We start from the raw sequence: 18446 nt of genomic DNA on the forward strand, positions 1-18446 counted from the left end.
GACCATGCGCCGCACCCGTAGAGCAGCACTCGCCCTCGTCGCCGGATCCCTCGCCCTCGCGCTCGCCGCCTGCGGGCAGAGCGGTGAGGGCGGCAGCAAGGAGACCAAGAAGGGCGGCAAGGGCTCCACCATCGGCATCGCCATGCCGACCAAGTCGTCCGAGCGGTGGATCAACGACGGCAACAACATGGTCAAGCAGTTCCAGGACCTCGGCTACAAGACCGAGCTCCAGTACGGCGAGGACAACGTCGACCAGCAGGTCTCCCAGATCGAGAACATGATCACCAAGGGCGTGGACGTCCTGGTGATCGCCGCGATCGACGGCCGCGCCCTGAGCGACGTCCTCAAGCAGGCCGCCGACCAGCACATCAAGGTCATCTCCTACGACCGGCTCATCCTCGGCTCGCCGAACGTCGACTACTACGCCTCCTTCGACAACGAGAAGGTCGGCGTGCTCCAGGGGTCGTACATCATCGACAAGCTGGGGCTCAAGGACGGCAGCAAGAAGGGCCCGTTCAACATCGAGCTGTTCGCCGGATCGCCCGACGACAACAACACGCGCTACTTCTTCCAGGGCGCCCTCAAGACCCTCCAGCCCTACCTCGACAAGAAGCAGCTCGTGGTGCAGAGCGGGCAGACGAACCTCAACCAGGTGACCACCCTGCGCTGGGACGGCGCGACCGCCCAGAAGCGCATGGACGACCTGCTGACCAAGGCGTACTCCTCGGCCCGCGTCGACGCCGTGCTCTCGCCGTACGACGGGATCTCCATCGGCATCCTGTCCGCACTGCGCTCCGGCGGCTACGGGACCGCGGCCAAGCCCTACCCCGTCGTGACCGGGCAGGACGCCGAGGTGGCGTCGGTGAAGTCGATCATCGCGGGCAACCAGACGCAGACCGTCTACAAGGACACCCGGGCGCTCGCCAAGCAGGCCGTGCAGATGGCCGACGCGGTCCTGAACGGCAAGACGCCCCAGGTCAACGACACCAAGACGTACAACAACGAGAAGAAGGTCGTGCCGGCCTTCCTGCTCAACCCGGTCAGCGTCGACAAGTCCAACTACCAGTCGGAGCTGGTGGATTCGGGCTACATCAAGGCGAGTGCCCTCAAGTGAGCGCACCCACCCATGAAGCGACCGCCGTCCTTGAGATGCGCTCCATCGTCAAGACCTTCCCGGGCGTCCGGGCGCTGTCCGACGTGTCGCTCACTGTCGCCCCGGGCGAGGTACACGCGATCTGCGGGGAGAACGGCGCGGGCAAGTCGACCCTGATGAAGGTCCTCAGCGGGGTTCATCCGCACGGGAGTTACGAGGGCGACATCCTCTTCCAGGGCGAGTCCTGCGCCTTCAAGGACATCCGGGCCAGCGAGGCGCGCGGGATCGTCATCATCCACCAGGAACTCGCGCTCGTGCCCTATCTGTCGATCGCCGAGAACATCTTCCTCGGCAACGAGCACGCCACCCGCGGGATCATCAGCTGGCACGAGACGCTGAAGCACGCCTCACGGCTCCTGAAGCGGGTGGGCCTGAGCGAGCATCCGGGGACCCGGGTCGCGGACATCGGCGTCGGCAAGCAGCAGCTGGTGGAGATCGCGAAGGCGCTGTCCAAGGAGGTGAAACTGCTCATCCTGGACGAGCCGACGGCAGCGCTCAACGACGACGACAGCGCCCATCTCCTCGATCTGATCCTGGAGTTGAAGGAGCAGGGCATCACCTCGATCATCATCTCGCACAAGCTGAACGAGATCGCGGCGGTCGCCGACTCCGTCACGGTCATCCGCGACGGCCGCACCATCGAGACCCTCGACGTGAAGGACCCCGGGACGTCCGAGGACCGGATCATCCGGGCCATGGTCGGCCGCGACCTCGACCACCGCTTCCCCGACCGCACCCCCTACGAGGGCGATCCGGGCGCGCACCCCGCTCTTGAGGTGCGCGACTGGACTGTGCACCACCCCATCGACCAGCAGCGCAAGGTGGTCGACGACGTCTCCGTGCACGTGCGGCGGGGCGAGATCGTCGGCATCGCGGGCCTGATGGGCGCCGGCCGCACCGAACTCGCGATGAGCCTGTTCGGCCGCTCCTACGGGCGGAACATCAGCGGCTCGGTATGGAAGGACGGCCGCGAGATCCGGACGCGGACCGTGCCGGAGGCCGTGGGTCACGGCATCGCGTACGTCACCGAGGACCGCAAGCAGTACGGCCTCAACCTCATCGACACCATCGCCCGCAACATCACCACGGCCGCGCTCGGCCGGGTGTCCCGGCGGGGGGTGATCGACGAGCACGAGGAGCGGCGGGTCGCCGAGTCGTACCGCAAGTCCATGAACATCAAGGCGCCCACCGTCTTCGAGCAGGTCGGGCGGTTGTCCGGCGGCAACCAGCAGAAGGTCGTGCTCAGCAAGTGGATCTTCGCGGGTCCCGATGTGCTGATCCTCGACGAGCCGACCCGCGGCATCGACGTGGGTGCCAAGTACGAGATCTACACCGTCATCGACCAGCTCGCGGCCCAAGGCAAGGCCGTCGTCTTCATCTCCTCGGAACTCCCCGAACTGCTCGGCATGTGCGACCGCATCTACACGATGGCGGCCGGCCGGCTCACCGGTGAGGTCCGAAGGGCCGAGGCGACGCAGGAAGTGCTGATGCGCCACATGACCACGAACAAGAGGTAGTCGCCATGGGTCCGGTCACCACCGACACCCCCAGGAGTGCCCCGTCGGCACCCGGCTCCCGGCGCCCGGCGCCCGCCGCGCTGCTGCTTGACGCGGCGCGCCGCAACATGCGCCAGTACGGGATGCTCGTCGCGCTCGGCCTGATCGTCGTGCTGTTCCAGATCTGGACCGGCGGGGTGCTGCTCAAGCCGAACAACGTCACCAACCTGGTGCTGCAGAACAGTTACATCCTGGTCCTCGCGATCGGCATGATGATCGTCATCATCGCGGGCCACATCGACCTGTCCGTCGGCTCGTTGGCGGCCTTCGTGTCCGCCGCGTGCGCGGTGATGATGGTCGAGCACCATGTGCCCTGGGTGCTCGCGCTGGTCGTCGCGCTGGTCATCGGGGCGGTAGCGGGCGCCTGGCAGGGGTTCTGGATCGCGTACGTCGGGATACCGTCGTTCATCGTGACGCTCGCCGGGATGCTGCTGTTCCGCGGCGGCACCCAGATCCTGCTCGGCTCGCGCTCGCTCGGCCCGTTCCCCGAGGGTTTCCAGAAGATCTCCACGGGCTACCTCCCGGCGGTCGGCCCGAACACCAACTACCACAATCTGACGCTGCTGTTGGGGCTCACCCTGATCGCGGTCGTGCTGGTCCAGGAGGTGCGGTCCCGGCGGCGCCAGCAGGCGTACGAACTCGATGTGCTGCCCCAGGGCCTGTTCATCGCCAAGTGCGTGGCGATGGTGGCCGCCGTCGTCGCCTTCACGATGACGCTGGCCAGCTACCGGGGTGTCCCCGTCGTGCTGCTCCTGCTCGCAGGACTGCTCATCGGTCTCGGTTTCGTGATGCGCAACGCGGTCGTGGGGCGCCATGTGTACGCACTCGGCGGCAACCAGGCGGCGGCGAAGCTGTCCGGCGTCAAGGACAAGCGGGTCACGTTCTGGGTGTTCGTCAACATGGGTGTGCTCGCGGCGCTGGCCGGCGTCGTCTTCGCCGCCCGCCTCAACGCGGGCACCCCCAACGCGGGCGTCAACTTCGAGCTGGAGGCCATCGCGGCCTCGTTCATCGGCGGTGCGTCGATGAGCGGAGGCGTCGGCACGGTGTTCGGCGCCATCATCGGTGGCCTGGTGCTCGGCGTGCTCAACAACGGCATGTCCCTGGTGGGCATCGGCACGGACTACCAGCAGGTCATCAAGGGGTTCGTGCTGCTCGCCGCGGTCGGCTTCGACGTCTACAACAAGCGCAAGGTCGGTTCGTGAGTTCCTTCCGATTCCTCAGAGCCTGTGTCTGATCTCCCCCGAACTCCCTGAAGGAGCCGCTCCATGAACACCAGCAGACGTACGGTACTGGCGGCGGGTGCCGCGGGTCTTGCCGCGACGACGGCGCTCGGCGCCGGGACCGGGGCCGCCCAGGCGGCGTCGCGCCACTCCCCCACCAAGAAGCACTTCGGCAACCTGGCCGACGGCACCGCGGTGGACCTGTGGACCGTCGCGGCCGGCGGCACCCGGCTCCAGGTCCTCTCCTGGGGCGGGGTGATCCACTCCCTCGAAGTCCCGGACCGGGACGGCCACTTGACGAACATCGCGCTCGGCTTCGACAACCTCGCCGACTACGTCGCCAAGAGCCCGTACTTCGGCGGCCTGATCGGCAGGTACGGCAACCGCATCGCGGCGGGACGCTTCACCCTGGACGGCCACACCTACCAACTCCCCCTGAACGACAAGACGAACAGCCTGCACGGCGGCACCCAGGGCTTCGACAAGCAGATGTGGCAGGTGGAGCCGTTCACCCGCGGCTCGGAGACCGGGCTCGTCCTGAGCCGGGTCTCTCCCGACGGCGAGATGGGCTACCCCGGCACGCTGAAGGTCCGCGTCACGTACACGCTCACCGCGTGCGGCGACTGGCGGATCGACTACGAGGCGACCACGGACCGGCCGACCGTCGTCAACCTGACCAATCACACCTACTTCAACCTGGGGGGCGAGGGAAGCGGGTCCATCTACGACCACACCCTGGAGCTGGCCGCCGCCCGCTACACCCCCGTCGACGCGGGCCTCATCCCGACCGGCGAGCTGGCCCGCGTGTCGGGCACGCCCTTCGACTTCCGGCGTACGAAACCGATCGGCCGCGACATCCGCCGGGGCGGCGAGCAGCTGGTCCGCGCCAAGGGGTTCGACCACAACTGGGTTCTGGACAAGGGCATTTCGACCTCGCCCGCCTATGTCCTCACCCTGGCCGATCCTTCGTCGGGCCGGGTGATGAAGATGTACACGACCGAGCCGGGCCTGCAGTTCTACAGCGGCAACTTCCTCGACGCCACCCTGGAGGGCACCTCAGGCCGCACCTACCGCCAGGGCGACGCCCTCTGCCTGGAGACCCAGCACTTCCCTGACTCCCCCAACCACCCGTCGTTCCCGTCGACGGTGCTGCGCCCGGGCACGACGTACCGAACGTCTACGGTGCATGCGTTCTCGACGCGCTGAGTCTTGACACAGCCGTGTGCCCCCTGGGAATTCCCAGGGGGCACACGGCATTTGACGGAACATCAGGAATGATCAGCCGGCGAAGGGGGTGGCGGGCAGCCCCCGTCCCGCCCCCGGAACCACGAGCACCGAACCGGCGAGAGGGTGCGCCGCGGTCTGCCCCACGCGGGCGGTGGTGATGTACAGATCGGTGAGGTCAGGGCCGCCGAAGGCGCAGGCGGTGGGGCGCCGGACGGGCAGCTCGACAACCTGGTCGAGGGTGCCGTCGGCCGCGTACCGCCGGACGGCGCCGCCGTCCCACAGCGCCACCCAGACGCCGCCCTCCGCGTCCACGGCGAGCCCGTCGGGAAACCCGGCGCCTGCCTCGATGGAGGCGAACTCCCGCCTGTTGTGGGCGTGTTGGCCGTCGAAGTCGAATACGTCGACGGTCCGGGTCGGGGAGTCGATGTAGTACATGACCCGCCCGTCGGGGCTCCAGCCGGTGCCGTTGCTGACGGCCACGTCGCCGAGGATCTCGGTCGCGGTGCCGTCCGCGGCGATCCTCGTCAGGGCGCCGCCGCCGGGCGCCTCGTCGTAGCGCATGGTCCCGGCCCACAGTGCCCCGTCGGGGGCGACGGCCGCGTCGTTGGCGCGCCGGCCGGCCACGGGGTCGTGGAGCAGCCAGCGGAATCCGCCGTCGGGCCCGTACAGTCCCACTCCGTCCCGGAGGTTGACGACGAGGCCGCCCCCGGCACGCGGCTTGGCGGCGCCGACGTGCTGCTCGGTGGCCATGACGGTGCGGCGGCCGTCGGTCGGATCGTAGGTGTGGATCCGCGAGGAGAGGATGTCGACCCAGACCAGCCGTCCCGTCGCCGGGTCCCAGGTCGGCCCTTCGCCGAGCTCGGCCCACTCCCGTACCGCGAGCTCGTACCTCACCGCACACCCCGGTGGCCGAGCCGTACGGAGAGGTCGCCGGCGCCCTTCTGGGCGAGTTCGGCGAGCTCGGCCTCGCGGTCGCCGCTCCACCTGATCATGGGCACGGAGATGGAGAGCGCGGCGACGACCCGGCCCGTGCTGTCCTTGACCGGCGCCGCCACGCAGCTGACGTCGGGGTTGGACTCGCGGTGCTCCACCGCGGTCCCCCGGTCACGGATCTCCGCGAGGGCCGCGCGCAGGGCGGCGGGGTCGGTGATGCTGTCGGGTGTCATGCCGACGAGTTCGCGCCCTTCGAGCCGGGCGTCGAGCTCGGCCTCGGGGAGCATGGCGAGCAGCATCTTGCCGACGGAGGTGCAGTGCGCGGGCAGTCTGCGGCCGGCGGCCGAGACCATGCGGACGGCGTGGGTGGAGTCGACCTTGGCGATGTAGATGACGTCGGCGTCCTCCAGGATCGCGACGTGGACGGTCTCGTCGCAGGTCTCCGCGACCTCGCGGGCCACCTGCTGACCCTCGGCCGCGAGGTCGAGCTGCTCTGCGTACCTGCTGCCGAGCTGGTAGGTGCGCACCCCGAGCCGGTAGCGGCCCGGCTGCTCGGGGATCTGTGCCAGGTAGGAGCGGGCTGCGAGTGTGGTCAGCAGCTCGTGGACCGTGGTGCGGGGCAGCCCGAGGCGGCGTGTGACATCGGGCGCGGAGAGGCTCCCCTCGCTCTGCAGGAAGAGCTCAAGGACGTCCAGCGCCCTGGTCACCGCGGGAACCAGTCGGCCCATGTTCGGCCACCCATCCTTCTTGTTCGAAACTCCGGCCATCGATCGGAATGACGAACATAGGCTAGCCGCAGGGACGTTCACCGGCAATGGGCCGCCGCCAACGGCTCCGGCCCGAAGCCGGCCGGCAGCGCCTTCACCGATCCTCCCTCTTCGCCGGGTTCGCCCGTCAAGCGGGGGTGACCTCCACCGGAAGCCGTTTGATCCCGTTCACGAAGTTGGAGCGGACCCTCGGGACCTCGCCGGTCAGCCGGATGTCGGCGATGCGGGGGATGAGCTCCTCGAACATGATGCGGACTTCGGTGCGGGCCAGGAGGTTGCCGAGGCACAGGTGGGGGCTGCCCTTGCCGAAGGTGACGTGGTCGTTGTCGGCGCGGGCCACGTCGAAGGAGTACGGGTCGGTGAAGACCCGCTCGTCCCGGTTGCCCGAGGCGTACCACATGACGACCTTGTCGCCCTCCCTGATCCGCTTGCCGCCGAGTTCGACGTCGCGGGTCGCGGTGCGGCGGAAGTGGTACACGGGCGAGGCCCAGCGCAGGAACTCCTCCACGGCGGCCGGGATGAGGGCGGGCTCGCGACGGAGCCGGTCGAGCTGGTCGGGATGCTGGATCAGGGCCAGCATGGTGTGCGAGATGGCGTGCCGGGTGGTCTCGTTGCCCGCGACGACGAGCAGCAGGAAGTAGTTGTCGAAGTCCTGGGCGCTGAGCGGGATGTGATCGCGGGGGGTCTCGTTGACGAGCCGGGAGACCAGGTCGGTGCCCCGGCCGCCGCGGCGCCGCCGGGCGAGTTCGCGGCCGTACTCGAAGACCTCGATGGAGGCGGGCGAGCGGAACGGCAGGTCCCGGTACCGCTCGCTCTCCACGCTGTCGAGGAGTACGTCGGCGTAGTCGGGGTCGGTGTGGCCGATGATGCGGTTGCCCCAGTCGATGAGCCGCCGGTTGTCCTCGGGCGGCACGTCCAGGAGCCGGGCGAGGACGTTGATCGGGAAGTCGGCGGATACGTGCTCCACGAAGTCGAACGCCGTCCTGGTGAGGGCCGCGTCAAGGGTCCGGGCGGTCAGGCCGCGCAGGAAGTCGGCGTAGCCGCTGATCACGTTCTGCCCGAACTGGCGCTGGAGCAGGCCGCGCAGCGCGCGGTGGCGGGCCCCGTCCATTTCGAGGATGGAGGCCCGCTTCTTGATCTGGTCGTCGTCGAGCTCTTCGAGGTTGACGAACCGGGTGGAGGTGAACGTGTCGGCGTCGCGGTCGACACGGACGATGTCCTCGTGACGGGTGACCGCCCAGAACCCGGAGTTGGGGGCCGGCTCCGGCTGCCAGTGGACGGGGTCCAGGTGACGCAGGGTGTGGAACATGCGCCACGGGGTGACACCGTCGGTGAACCGGTCGAGATCGGCGAGGTCGACGTCGTCGAGAGGGATCGGGTCGTACGCGGCGGGGCTGGCCTCGGCCATCGGTACTCCTTGAGCTGAGGTGCGGCGGGGGCGCGGGCGAGCGGCGCGCCTGCGGGTCACAGGTAGTACGCGGGGGGAGCTTCCGCGAGTCGCAGGCAGGGCGCGTGGGCGGTCTACGGTTCCACCGGTCACAGGTGGTACGCGTACTCCGTGAACTCCCAGTCCGTTACGTGCTGTTGGAAGCGCTCGACCTCGTTGCGCTTGTAGGCGAGGTAGGCCGCGGTGAAGCCCTTGCCGAGGATTCCCGTGAGCGCGGTGTCCGCTTCGAGGGCGTCGAGCGCTGTCGGCAGGCGGTCCGGAAGAAGGGCGGACCTCGCGGTGTCGTAGCCGTACCCCTCCAGCGGCGCGGGCGGCTCCTCCGCGGCCTGGATGCCGAGCAGGGCCGCGGCGATGGTCGCGGAGATGAGCAGATAGGGATTGGCACTCGCGTCGCCGAGCCGCAGTTCGAGCCGGGCTCCGGGGCCGCGCTCGGGCGGGATGCGGACCATGGCACTGCGGTTGTCCAGACCCCAGTCGATGAGCCAGGGGGCCACCGTGTCGGGGCCGAAGCGCTTGTACGAGTTGATCGTCGGGTTGGCCAGGGCGGCCAGCGCCGGGGCGTGGGCGAGCAGGCCCGCGACGGCGTGCCGCGCGGTGGCGGAGAGGCCGTAGGGCGCCGAGGGATCGTCGAAGACGTTCCGGGCCTCCCCCGCGCCACCGGCCTCGCCCCCGACGCCCGTCGTCCCGCCCTCGGCTCCGTCCTCGCAGGACAGGTGCAGATGGAAGCCCGAGCCCCCCGCGTCGTTGAAGGGCTTGGCCATGAAGGTGGCGAGCCTGCCCTCCTTGCGGGCGAGTTCCTTGACGGCGGCCTTGAGCCGGAAGGCTCGGTCGGCGGCGCCGAGCGCCTCGGAGTGCACGAGGTTGATCTCGAACTGCGCCCCGTCGAACTCGTGGTTGCCGTGGGTGATCCCGATGTCGAGATCGCGCAGCAGCCGCAGCGTCCGTAGGAGGTGGTTGTCGGGGTCGGCGCGCAGTCCCGCGGTGTAGACGGCGCCCGCGGCGGCGCTGTACCGCCGCCAGCCGCCGGGCGCGCCGGGGTCCGGATCGCAGAGGAAGTATTCGAGCTCGGGTCCCGCGATCGGGCGCAGCCCGTGTTCCGCGCACCGGGCCAGCACCGCGCGCAGCAGGGCACGGGGGGATTCGGGGGCGGGCGCGCCGGTCACCGGGTCGGTGACATCGCCCAGACAGGACGCGACACCGGGTTCCCAGGGCAGCGCGAGGAGCGTGTCGAGGTCGGGCCGTACGACGATGTCGGGGAGCCCCGCGTCCAGGCCACCCGCGATCGGGACGACATCGCCCTGCGGGCTCGTGTGGTAGACGGCGCGGCAGAACGAGAGGCCGTGCGAGCAGGCCGCGGGCAGCTGGCCGAGGAGCACGTCCCGGGCGCGGTCGGTGCCGATGAGATCGGGGTAGGTCACCCGGACGACATCGATGCCCTCGACGGACAGTCGTTCCGTGAACTGGCGGGCTTCTGAAGGCACTTGAGCACTCACCGACGTCTCCTCGGGCTGAGCGCACGCTGTTGGTTTGGCTTCAAACGGTATGGACGCGGGGCGCCTTCCCGCAAGGGTGCGCGCACGAACTCCCCATCGCGGCAGGGGCATTGACCCCCCGGCGACACCTCTCTATGTTGTTTGGTGTCAAACGAGTTCGGCCGAGCGGTTTTGCTCATACGGCTCGATTACGCGGTTCATACGGCTCGGTTTCGCAGTTCGGTCACAGGGAGTCGGCCCATGAAGGTCGCCGTCGACATGAACAAGTGCCAGGACCACGGGCAGTGCGTGTTCGCCGCCCCGGACGTCTTCCGCCTCGACGACAACGCACGCCTCGCCTACCTCAGCGATCCCGGTGAAGCGTTCCGCGCGGACGTCGAGGAGGCCGCCGACGTCTGCCCGATGCAGGCCATCCGGATCGAGGCCTGAGCGCCGTGACCCCGCGCGTGGTCGTGGCCGGGGCGTCGCTGGGCGGTCTGAGGGCCGCCGAGCAGGTGCGCGCCGCCGGCTGGAGCGGCCCGATCACGGTGGTCGGCGACGAACCCCACATGCCGTACAACCGGCCCCCGCTCTCCAAGCGGGTCCTCGCGGGGACGGCGTCGTTCGCCTCGCTTGCCTTCGCTCCGCGGCCGAACACCGCCGACGTGGAGTGGAGGCTGGGAACGAGGGTGGCGAGTGCCCGGCTGCGGGACCGCGTCGTCGTCCTCGATGACGGCGAGGAGCTCGGCTTCGACGGCCTGGTCGTCGCGACCGGGCTGCGCTCGCGACGGCTGCCCTGCCCGGGACCGTCCGGCCCCGGCAGCGGCCGCCACACGGTCCGCACACTCGAAGACGTGAGGACGCTACGGGACGAACTGACGCCGCCCGGAGTGAAGTTGGTCGTGATCGGCGCCGGATTCATCGGCTGCGAGGTGGCCGCCACCGCCGTCGGTCTCGGCGTCGCCGAGGTGACGGTGGTCGACGTCGAGCCGCTGCCGATGCTGCGCCCCCTGGGCGAGCTGCTCGCCCGAGCGCTGCTGCGCCGCCACGAGGAACGCGGGGTGCGCTTCACGCTGGGCACGGGAGTCGCCGGGTTCGAGGGCGGGGCCCGCGTGACGGGGGTCGCGCTGAGCGACGGGCGGGTCCTGGCGGCCGACGTGGTCGTGGAGTCGGTCGGCTCGGTCGCCAACACCGAGTGGCTGGCGGGAAACGGCCTCGACCTGTCCGACGGCGTCCTCACCGACGGTCACTTGCGGGTGCGGGGCGTTGACGGCGGGGCGGAGGAAGCGGCGGAGGCGGGCGGACCGCCATGGTCGTCCGGCACAGCTACCGGTACCGACGGGCTGCCACGTGGCACAGCGGCCGGTGCCCGCGGACTGCCATGCGGAACGGCGGCCGGTGCGGACGGGCTGCCGTGTGTGGTCGCCGTCGGCGACATCGCCCGCTTCCCCAACGCCCGGTACGACGGCGTACCGCGCCGGGTCGAGCACTGGTCGATCCCCGGCGACACAGCCAAGCACGCCGCGAAGGTGCTCACAGCCCAACTGCATTCGAATGCCGCCGAGTTGGAGCCCTTCGCGCCCCTCCCCTCCTTCTGGAGCGACCAGTACGACTTCCGGCTCCAGTCCTTCGGCTCACCCGAGCTGGGGCGCGACGACGTGCGGCTGCTCGACGGCGCGGTGGACGGTGACGTCCTGGTCGGCTACCACCGCGACGGCCGCCTCGTCGGCGTGGTGGGGCTCGGAGGCCCGGCCGCCACCGCGGCCGCCGCCCGCCACCGGCCCCTCCTCCTCGAAAGGCCCGCCCTCAGCCGACAAGGCGTCGCCCCGTGAGCGGCGTCCGCGGCTACTTCCACCCCAAGACGGCGACCGGCGACTCGTCGATCGTCCCCGCGCCCCCGTGGCTCTACTCGGGCGACGTCCTCACGGTCGAATACCGTACGGATCCGGAGCGCGTACGCGAACTCCTGCCCCACCCCTTGGAGTTGGCGCCCGAGGACCCGGGAGCGGTCGCCCTCGTCTGGGCGGACTGGCAGTCCTGCTCGGCCTCGAAGCGGGAGCTGCTCGACCCGGTGCTGGCCCAGTACAAGGAGGCGTTCGCGGTGGTGCGCTGCTCCTACCGGAGGCAGGTCTACTCGCGCTGCGTGTACATCTGGGTCGACAAGGACTTCGCGGTCGTACGCGGCTTCCACCAGGGCTATCCGAAGAAGCTCGGCTCGATCCACCAGACTCGGCCGCACCCGTTCGGGCCGGCGCCCCGGATCGAGGCGGGGGCCCGCTTCGGGGCCACCCTCGCGGCGGCCGACCGCAGGCTCGCCCAAGTCGTGGTGACGCTGCGTCAGCCCTCGTCGACCGGCGGCTTCGTGAACGGGCATCCGATGGCGCACCACCGCTGGCTGCCCTCCATCGAGAAGGGCAAGGGGCTGGCCCTCGACGAGCTGATCGAGTCCGGCGCCGCGTCCTTCGAGGCCGGGCAGGCGTGGGTGGGGGACGCCGATCTGGAACTCTTCGAGTCCCCCACCGAAGAGCTGGCCCGCCTCGCGGTACGGGAGCCGATCGCGGCGTACTTCCGGCAGGTCGGCGTCGTCTGGGACGGCGGCAGACTCCTCGAAACCAACACCTCGGGAGCCGAGTGACTCACTTGTCGTGGCGCTTAGTTGGAGGGTCCGGTGCCGATCAGTCGGAGGACGGTCATGAATGAGCACACTGCCACCGTCGCCGGGGTGGCCGTCGACACGCGGCACTGGATCGGTGGCGCGCGCGTCGGCTCCCCCAGCACCTTCACCGACGTCTCCCCGATCGACGGCCGCGCGCTCGCGGGGGTGGCGCGCGGCTCCTCCTTCGAGGCCGGCGCGGCGGTGGCCGCCGCGAAGGCCGCCTTCCCCGGCTGGGCGGCCACGCCCCGCGCTGAGCGGGCCCGAGTCCTGCATGCCATCGCGGACGGCGTGCAGAAGCGGTCCGAGGACCTGGCCCAGGTCGAGACCCTCGACAACGGCTCGCTGCTCCGCTCCCACCGGCGCGGGGTGATGCCGAGGGTGGCGCACAACTTCCGCTTCTTCGCCGACCGGCTGCTTGCCCTGAGCCTCGACGACTTCACGACCCCGCCCAAAGGCCCCGGTCCCGTCAATCACGTCTCCTGGGACCCGGCGGGGCCGTGCGTGCTGATCACGCCATGGAACGCACCGCTGATGCTGGCCACGTGGAAGGTGGCGCCCGCCCTCGCCGCCGGGAACACGGTGGTCCTCAAGCCCGCCGAGTGGTCGCCGCTCACCGCGTCGCTGCTGGCCGACATCGCCGCCGACGCCGGACTCCCGCCCGGTGTCCTCAACGTCGTCCAGGGATACGGTTCCGAGGCGGGCGCCGCGCTGGTCGCCCACCCGGACGTATGCCGCATCGGCTTCACCGGGTCGGTGCCCACCGCCCGCCGCATCGCGGCCTCCGCGGCCGGGCACCTCACCCCGCTGAGCCTTGAACTGGGCGGCAAATCACCGCTGTTGGTCTTCGCCGACGCCGATCTCGATCTGGCCGTCGATCTCGCCGTGGAGCAGTACGACAACGCGGGGCAGGTGTGCCTGGCCGCCACCCGGCTGCTCGTCGAGGAGTCCGTCGCGACGGAGTTCACCTCGCGGTTCGTGGCGAAGGCCGCCCGGCTCCGGCAGGGCGACCCGCGCGACGAGGCGACCGACATCGGGCCGCTGGTCCACCCCGCCCAGCTTGAGAAGGTCGACGGGTTCGTACGGCGTGCGGTCGCGTCCGGGGCACGGGCCCTGCTCGGCGGCACACCCAACACCGAGCTCGGCGGCACGTACTACCGCCCCACCTTGCTCACCGATGTGGCGCAGGACAGCGAGATCGTCCAGGAGGAGGTGTTCGGTCCGGTGCTCACCCTCCAGACGTTCGCGGACGAGGACGAGGCGCTGGCCCTCGCCAACGGGACCCGCTTCGGGCTGGCCGCGACCGTGGTCGCCTCGGATGACGAGCGGGCTCGGCGGGTGACCGCCGCGCTCGTGGCGGGCACGGTCTGGGTGAACTGCTTCTTCGTACGCGACCTGCGGGCGCCCTTCGGCGGCTCGCGCGCGTCCGGCATCGGCCGCGAGGGCGGCACCTGGAGCTTCGACTTCTTCTGCGACGTCAAGAACACCGTTACGGCACCGGGGAGTTGAGGGGCCATGGGCGAGATCGTCGGAGCGGGCCTGCTCGCGCACGTGCCCACCATCGTGCTGCCCGAGCCGGTGCGGCGGGAACTGAACGAGGGCAAGGAGATCAGCCTCGTCACCGGTCTGCGTCAGCTGCGTGAGGACGTCTTCGAGAGCGACCGCTACGACACGGTGGTGGTCCTCGACTCGCACTGGGCGACCACCGTCGAGTTCGTCGTCACCGCGCAGAGCCGACGCGCCGGGCTGTTCACCTCCGAGGAGCTTCCCCGGGGCATGTGCCGGATGCGGTACGACTTCCCCGGAGACCCCGAACTCGCTTACCGGACAGCCGGGTTCGCGGACCGGCACGGCACCTGGATCACCGCCGTCGACGACCCGTACCTTCCGGTGCACTACGCCACCGTCAACCTGTGGAAGTTCCTCGGCGAGGGGCTGCCCGACAAGCGGTGGGTGTCCATCGGGGTGTGTCAGACCGGTGACGTGGAGGACCATCTGCGGCTCGGCCGGGCGCTCGCCGACGGCATCGCTGCGACGCCCGGCCGCAGGGTCCTCCTCATCGCGTCGGGCGCCCTGTCGCACACCTTCTGGCCGCTGCGCGAACTGCGCGACCACGAGGCGAGCGATCCCGCCCACATCCGTACGCCCGAGGCCCGGGCGGCGGACGTCGAACGCATCGGCTGGTTCAAGGAGGGCCGCCACGCCAAGGTGCTCCGAACCATGCCGGAATTCCGGGAGTTCAGGCCCGAGGCGGGCTTCGCGCACTACCTGATGATGGCGGGCGCGCTCGGCGGCGAGGCCTGCGCCGCGCCCGGCCGCCAGTACGGAGCGTACGAGAACTCGATCGGCACCGGGCAGGTCCACCTGTGGTTCGACCGCCCCGCCGACGGCTGGACCTGCACGGGCCTGCCCGCGCCCGCCGCCCCACGCCACCCGCACCGACGCGACCGGGAGGCCTGACATGACCGAGTACCGCCGCATCCTGCTCGACGGGTCACCCGTTCAGGTCCTGTGCGAAGGGGACGAGCTCGTCGCCGGGGACGGCCGCCGCGTGAAGGCCGACGAAGCCGCGCACCTGCCGCCCGTCGTGCCCTCGAAGGTGGTCGCCGTCCACCTCAACCACCGCAGCAGAGTCGAGGAGTTCGGCGCCCGACTCCCGCCCGCTCCGACCTACTTCCACAAACCCGTCTCGGCCCTCAACTCCCACCAGGGCGCGGTGGTGCGCCCGGCGGGTTGCAAGTGGCTCAACTACGAGGGCGAGGTGGCCATCGTCATCGGCAGGACCGCCCGCAACATCGCACCCGACCAGGCGGCCGCGTACATCGCGGGATACACCGTGGGCAACGACTTCGGACTGCACGACTTCCGCGACACCGACGCCGGCTCGATGCTGCGCGTCAAGGGCTCCGACACCCTGTGCCCGCTCGGCCCCGGGCTCGTCACCGACTGGGACTTCCGCCACAAGTACCTGCGCACCTACGTCAACGGCAAGGTGGCGCAGGACGGTTCGACCGACGAGATGCGATGGGACATGCACTATCTCGTCGCCGACATCGCCCGCACCATCACCCTGCTGCCCGGCGATGTACTCCTGTCGGGGACCCCGGCCAACTCCCGTCCCGTACAGCCGGGAGACGTCGTCGAGGTCGAGGTCGAGGGGCTCGGGCGGCTCAGCAACCACATCGTCGCCGGACCGACACCCATCCGCGCCGACGTCGGCGCCCAGCCCACCGAGTCCGAGGAAGTGCTGTCCACGGCGCTCGGCGGGGACTGGGAGTTCCGCGGCATCCGGGCGCCGCGCCGATAGGACACCCCATACGAGCACCGCACCGGGCATGCCACGGGGACGCCCGGCGCGGTGCTGCACCACCTCCCCCACCCGCAGACCGAGCCCTCGGACAGGTGATCCGCGTGGACGGCAGGACGGCCGCAAGACAACCCATCGACCAGGACTCCCCCGCCGCGGGACGGCTCAAGCCCGACGCGCTCGGCGTCCTCGGCATCCTCTTCCTCGTCCTGTCGGCGCAGGCGCCGCTGACCGGCATCGCGGGCGCCGTCCCGCTCTCCGTGGGCCTCGGCGACGGGCCCGGCGTGCCCGCCGCGTACGTCGCCGCGGGCGCGGTGATCCTGCTGTTCTCCGTCGGCTTCGTCGCCATGGGCCGCCACGTGGTCGACGCGGGGGCCTTCTACACGTACATCGGCCGGGGCCTCGGCCGTACGTACGGCGCGGGCAGCGCGGCCGTCGCGCTGTTCGCGTACTGCACCATCCAGGCCGCGATGTACGGCCTTTACGGAGCTACCGTGAGCGGGATCGTCAAGGAGCACACGGGCGCCGAAGTGCCGTGGTGGGTATGGGCGTTGGCCACCATGGCCGTCGTGCAGGTGCTCGGCGCGACCGGCATCGAGATGGGGGCCAAGGTCCTCGCGGTGTTCGTCTTCGCGGAGATGAGCATGCTGCTCGCCTTCGGCCTGGTGACGCTGGTCCGGGGCGGCGGCCCGGAAGGGCTCGGCTTCGCGCACAGCTTCTCGCCGGGCGCGGCGCTCCAGGGCGCTCCGGGAGTGGCGCTGATGTTCGCGGTGGCGTCGATGTTCGGCTTCGAGGCGACCGCGATCTACGGCGAGGAAGCCCGGAATCCGCACCGGACCGTGCCGCGGGCCACCTATCTGTCGATCGTCGTGGTCACCGCCTTCTTCGCCTTCACCTCGTGGATGGTGGTCTCCTCATACGGTGCGTCCGGCGCCACCGGGGCGGCCGGCAAGGCGCTGGCGGGTGGTGACGGATCGGCGTTCGTGTTCGCGCCGATCGCCGAACGGTTCGGCGGCTGGGCGAACGATGTGCTGCCGGTCCTGCTCGCCACCTCGCTGTTCGCGGGCATGCTCGCCTTCCACAACTCCGCCAACCGCTATCTGTTCTCGCTCAGCAGGGAAGGCCTCCTTCCGCGCGGGCTGCGCACCCTGAACCGACGGCACTCCCCGTGGGTCGCGGGCGGTGTGCAGACGACCATCGCCGTCCTGCTCGTCATGCCGTTCGCTTTCGCCGGCAAGGACCCGGTGCTCACCCTGTTCTCCTGGTTCAGCGGGGTGGCGGTGCTCGCGATGATGCTGCTGTACTTCCTGACCTCGGTCTCGGTGATCGTCTTCTTCCGCCGCGAGCGCCTCGACACCCGGCCGTGGAACACGCTCATCGCCCCGGCCCTCGGCGCGCTCGGTCTGGCGGGCGCGATCTGGCTGATCCTGGCCAACCTGACGACGCTCATCGGCGGCGACCGCGCGACGGCGACGTGGCTCGCGCTGGCCGTGCCGGTGGTCCTGGCGCTCGGCGCGGGGGCGGCGTGGCTCATCCGCGGCAGGGCCCGGTGAGTTCCGCCGTGCGCCCGCCGGGCACGGTCCCGGTCCCGGCCCGGCCGATCCGGGGCAGAACTACGTGAGCTTCGCCGTGCGCCCGCTGGTCGCGATCCCGGCCCGCTTCTCCGCCTCCACCTCGGCGCTGCGGTACGCGGCCGAGGTCAACGCCCGGGCGCTGATCGAGGCGGTGTGGCGGGCGGGCGGCGAGCCGGTCACCCTGCATCCCCACGCGCCGGGCGGCCGGGCGGATCCGGCCGAGGTGGGTGCCCGGCTCGCCCGGTTCGACTGCGTACTGCTGCCCGGGGGCGGCGACCTCTCACCGCGCCGGTACGCTGCCGAGCCCGACCCCAGCGTGTACGACGTCGATGCCGAGCAGGACGGCTTCGACCTCGAAGTGGCTTACCAGGCACTGGAGTTGAGGCTGCCCCTCCTCGCGGTCTGCCGCGGCATGCAAGTCGTCAACGTCGCTCTGGGCGGCACCCTGCACCAGGACATGGGCGGCCCCGAGCGCGCACACCGGCACTACGTGCACCGGGTGACCGTCCACCCCGGCACGCTGCTCGCGCGGGCCGCTGGTACGACGAAGGTGACCGCGTCCTGCTATCACCACCAGCGCCTCGACCGCATCGGGGCCGGCCTGACGGTCACGGCCCGCGCCGCCGACGACACGGTGGAGGGGCTTGAACTCCCCGGCCACGCCGGTTGGTTCGTCGCGGTGCAGTGGCACCCGGAGGACACGGCGCACGAGGATGCGGCGCAGCGGGGGTTGTTCGAGGCGCTGGTGCGGGCGGGGAGCCCCTTGGGAGTTTACGCACCCGTCCGCCCGTGACGGGGGTGGGACGGCTCAGCTCCTCGGGCTGGCTCCGCCCCAGCCCCCTGAGGGGCCGCGCCCCTCGAACCCCCGCGGGGGCTCCGCCCTGCATCCCCTTCGAAGGCTCCGCCCCCCGGACCCCCGTTCGCGCCTTGAGGGCGCTCGTGCCCAAACGCCGGACAGGCTGGAGTGGGCTGACGTCCGTGTCCGTCGGACGGGCCTGCGGATGCCTGGCGGGGCGGCACGCGAGTCAACGGGCTGAAGACGCTCGGCTCTGCCAGGATCGATCCTGCCAGGGGCGCGGGGAACTGCGCGACCAGCCACACACGACCCGCACCCGAACCACTGGCCACAGCCGTTCA

The 18446-nt window shown here is 70.6% G+C and carries 16 protein-coding genes; 12 read left to right on the top strand and 4 right to left on the bottom strand.

The genetic code is table 11. The annotated features are described in order from the left end of the window. Positions 1 to 4 precede the first annotated feature (4 nt). The 4 genes from chvE to ACWC2B_RS08865 all read left to right on the top strand — a co-directional run bounded on the left by chvE (position 5) and on the right by ACWC2B_RS08865 (position 5135). Positions 5 to 1114 carry a multiple monosaccharide ABC transporter substrate-binding protein gene (chvE, locus tag ACWC2B_RS08850; RefSeq protein ID WP_450715765.1) on the top strand — a complete coding sequence of 370 codons (1110 nt, stop codon included), beginning with the start codon at positions 5 to 7 and terminating at the stop codon, positions 1112 to 1114. Then, positions 1111 to 2670, top strand: coding sequence for a multiple monosaccharide ABC transporter ATP-binding protein (gene mmsA, locus ACWC2B_RS08855; protein ID WP_450715766.1), 1560 nt, complete (start codon positions 1111 to 1113; stop codon positions 2668 to 2670). Before chvE ends, mmsA begins: the two co-directional genes overlap by 4 nt. 5 nt (positions 2671 to 2675) lie before the next feature. Continuing rightward, positions 2676 to 3911 (top strand): multiple monosaccharide ABC transporter permease, encoded by a 1236-nt coding sequence (gene mmsB / locus ACWC2B_RS08860; protein WP_450715767.1) that lies wholly within the window; start codon positions 2676 to 2678, stop codon positions 3909 to 3911. Positions 3912 to 3974: 63 nt separating this feature from the next. Beyond that, positions 3975 to 5135, top strand: coding sequence for an aldose epimerase family protein (locus ACWC2B_RS08865; protein WP_450715768.1), 1161 nt, complete (start codon positions 3975 to 3977; stop codon positions 5133 to 5135). 72 nt (positions 5136 to 5207) lie between these two features. On the opposite strand, the gene ACWC2B_RS08870 is transcribed toward ACWC2B_RS08865, so the two are convergent. The 4 genes from ACWC2B_RS08870 to ACWC2B_RS08885 form a co-directional block, all read right to left on the bottom strand. Beyond that, complete coding sequence (locus ACWC2B_RS08870) at positions 5208 to 6050, bottom strand: SMP-30/gluconolactonase/LRE family protein (RefSeq protein ID WP_450715769.1); 843 nt, start codon at positions 6048 to 6050, stop codon at positions 5208 to 5210. After that, complete coding sequence (locus ACWC2B_RS08875) at positions 6047 to 6817, bottom strand: IclR family transcriptional regulator (RefSeq protein ID WP_450715770.1); 771 nt, start codon at positions 6815 to 6817, stop codon at positions 6047 to 6049. Before ACWC2B_RS08875 ends, ACWC2B_RS08870 begins: the two co-directional genes overlap by 4 nt. A gap of 166 nt (positions 6818 to 6983) precedes the next feature. Next, a complete protein-coding gene (locus ACWC2B_RS08880; RefSeq protein ID WP_450715771.1) occupies positions 6984 to 8264 on the bottom strand; it encodes a cytochrome P450 in 1281 nt (426 codons plus the stop codon). A gap of 128 nt (positions 8265 to 8392) precedes the next feature. After that, on the bottom strand, positions 8393 to 9796 hold the full coding sequence (locus ACWC2B_RS08885; RefSeq protein WP_450715772.1) for a glutamine synthetase family protein: 1404 nt from the start codon (positions 9794 to 9796) through the stop codon (positions 8393 to 8395). A 240-nt stretch (positions 9797 to 10036) separates the two neighbouring features. Between ACWC2B_RS08885 and ACWC2B_RS08890 the strand changes: the two genes are divergently transcribed. The 8 genes from ACWC2B_RS08890 to ACWC2B_RS08925 all read left to right on the top strand — a co-directional run bounded on the left by ACWC2B_RS08890 (position 10037) and on the right by ACWC2B_RS08925 (position 18102). Further along, a complete protein-coding gene (locus tag ACWC2B_RS08890) occupies positions 10037 to 10225 on the top strand; it encodes a ferredoxin (RefSeq protein WP_450715773.1) in 189 nt (62 codons plus the stop codon). A 5-nt stretch (positions 10226 to 10230) separates the two neighbouring features. Continuing rightward, positions 10231 to 11607, top strand: coding sequence for an NAD(P)/FAD-dependent oxidoreductase (locus tag ACWC2B_RS08895; RefSeq protein WP_450715774.1), 1377 nt, complete (start codon positions 10231 to 10233; stop codon positions 11605 to 11607). Continuing rightward, the gene (locus tag ACWC2B_RS08900) at positions 11604 to 12410 is read left to right on the top strand and encodes an acetoacetate decarboxylase family protein (protein ID WP_450715775.1); all 807 of its coding nucleotides are present in this window, start codon (positions 11604 to 11606) and stop codon (positions 12408 to 12410) included. Before ACWC2B_RS08895 ends, ACWC2B_RS08900 begins: the two co-directional genes overlap by 4 nt. Positions 12411 to 12467: 57 nt before the next feature. Beyond that, positions 12468 to 13937 (top strand): aldehyde dehydrogenase, encoded by a 1470-nt coding sequence (locus tag ACWC2B_RS08905; RefSeq protein ID WP_450715776.1) that lies wholly within the window; start codon positions 12468 to 12470, stop codon positions 13935 to 13937. A 6-nt stretch (positions 13938 to 13943) separates the two neighbouring features. Beyond that, a complete protein-coding gene (locus ACWC2B_RS08910) occupies positions 13944 to 14888 on the top strand; it encodes a 3,4-dihydroxyphenylacetate 2,3-dioxygenase (protein WP_450715777.1) in 945 nt (314 codons plus the stop codon). 1 nt (position 14889) lies between these two features. After that, positions 14890 to 15735 carry a fumarylacetoacetate hydrolase family protein gene (locus tag ACWC2B_RS08915; protein ID WP_450715778.1) on the top strand — a complete coding sequence of 282 codons (846 nt, stop codon included), beginning with the start codon at positions 14890 to 14892 and terminating at the stop codon, positions 15733 to 15735. A gap of 104 nt (positions 15736 to 15839) precedes the next feature. After that, positions 15840 to 17288, top strand: a complete 1449-nt coding sequence (locus ACWC2B_RS08920) for an APC family permease (protein ID WP_450715779.1) — start codon at positions 15840 to 15842, stop codon at positions 17286 to 17288. 64 nt (positions 17289 to 17352) lie between these two features. After that, entirely contained in the window at positions 17353 to 18102 is a 750-nt protein-coding gene (locus tag ACWC2B_RS08925; RefSeq protein WP_450715780.1) for a gamma-glutamyl-gamma-aminobutyrate hydrolase family protein, read from the top strand. Positions 18103 to 18446 lie beyond the last annotated feature (344 nt).

This window comes from Streptomyces sp. NPDC001415, assembly GCF_053597395.1.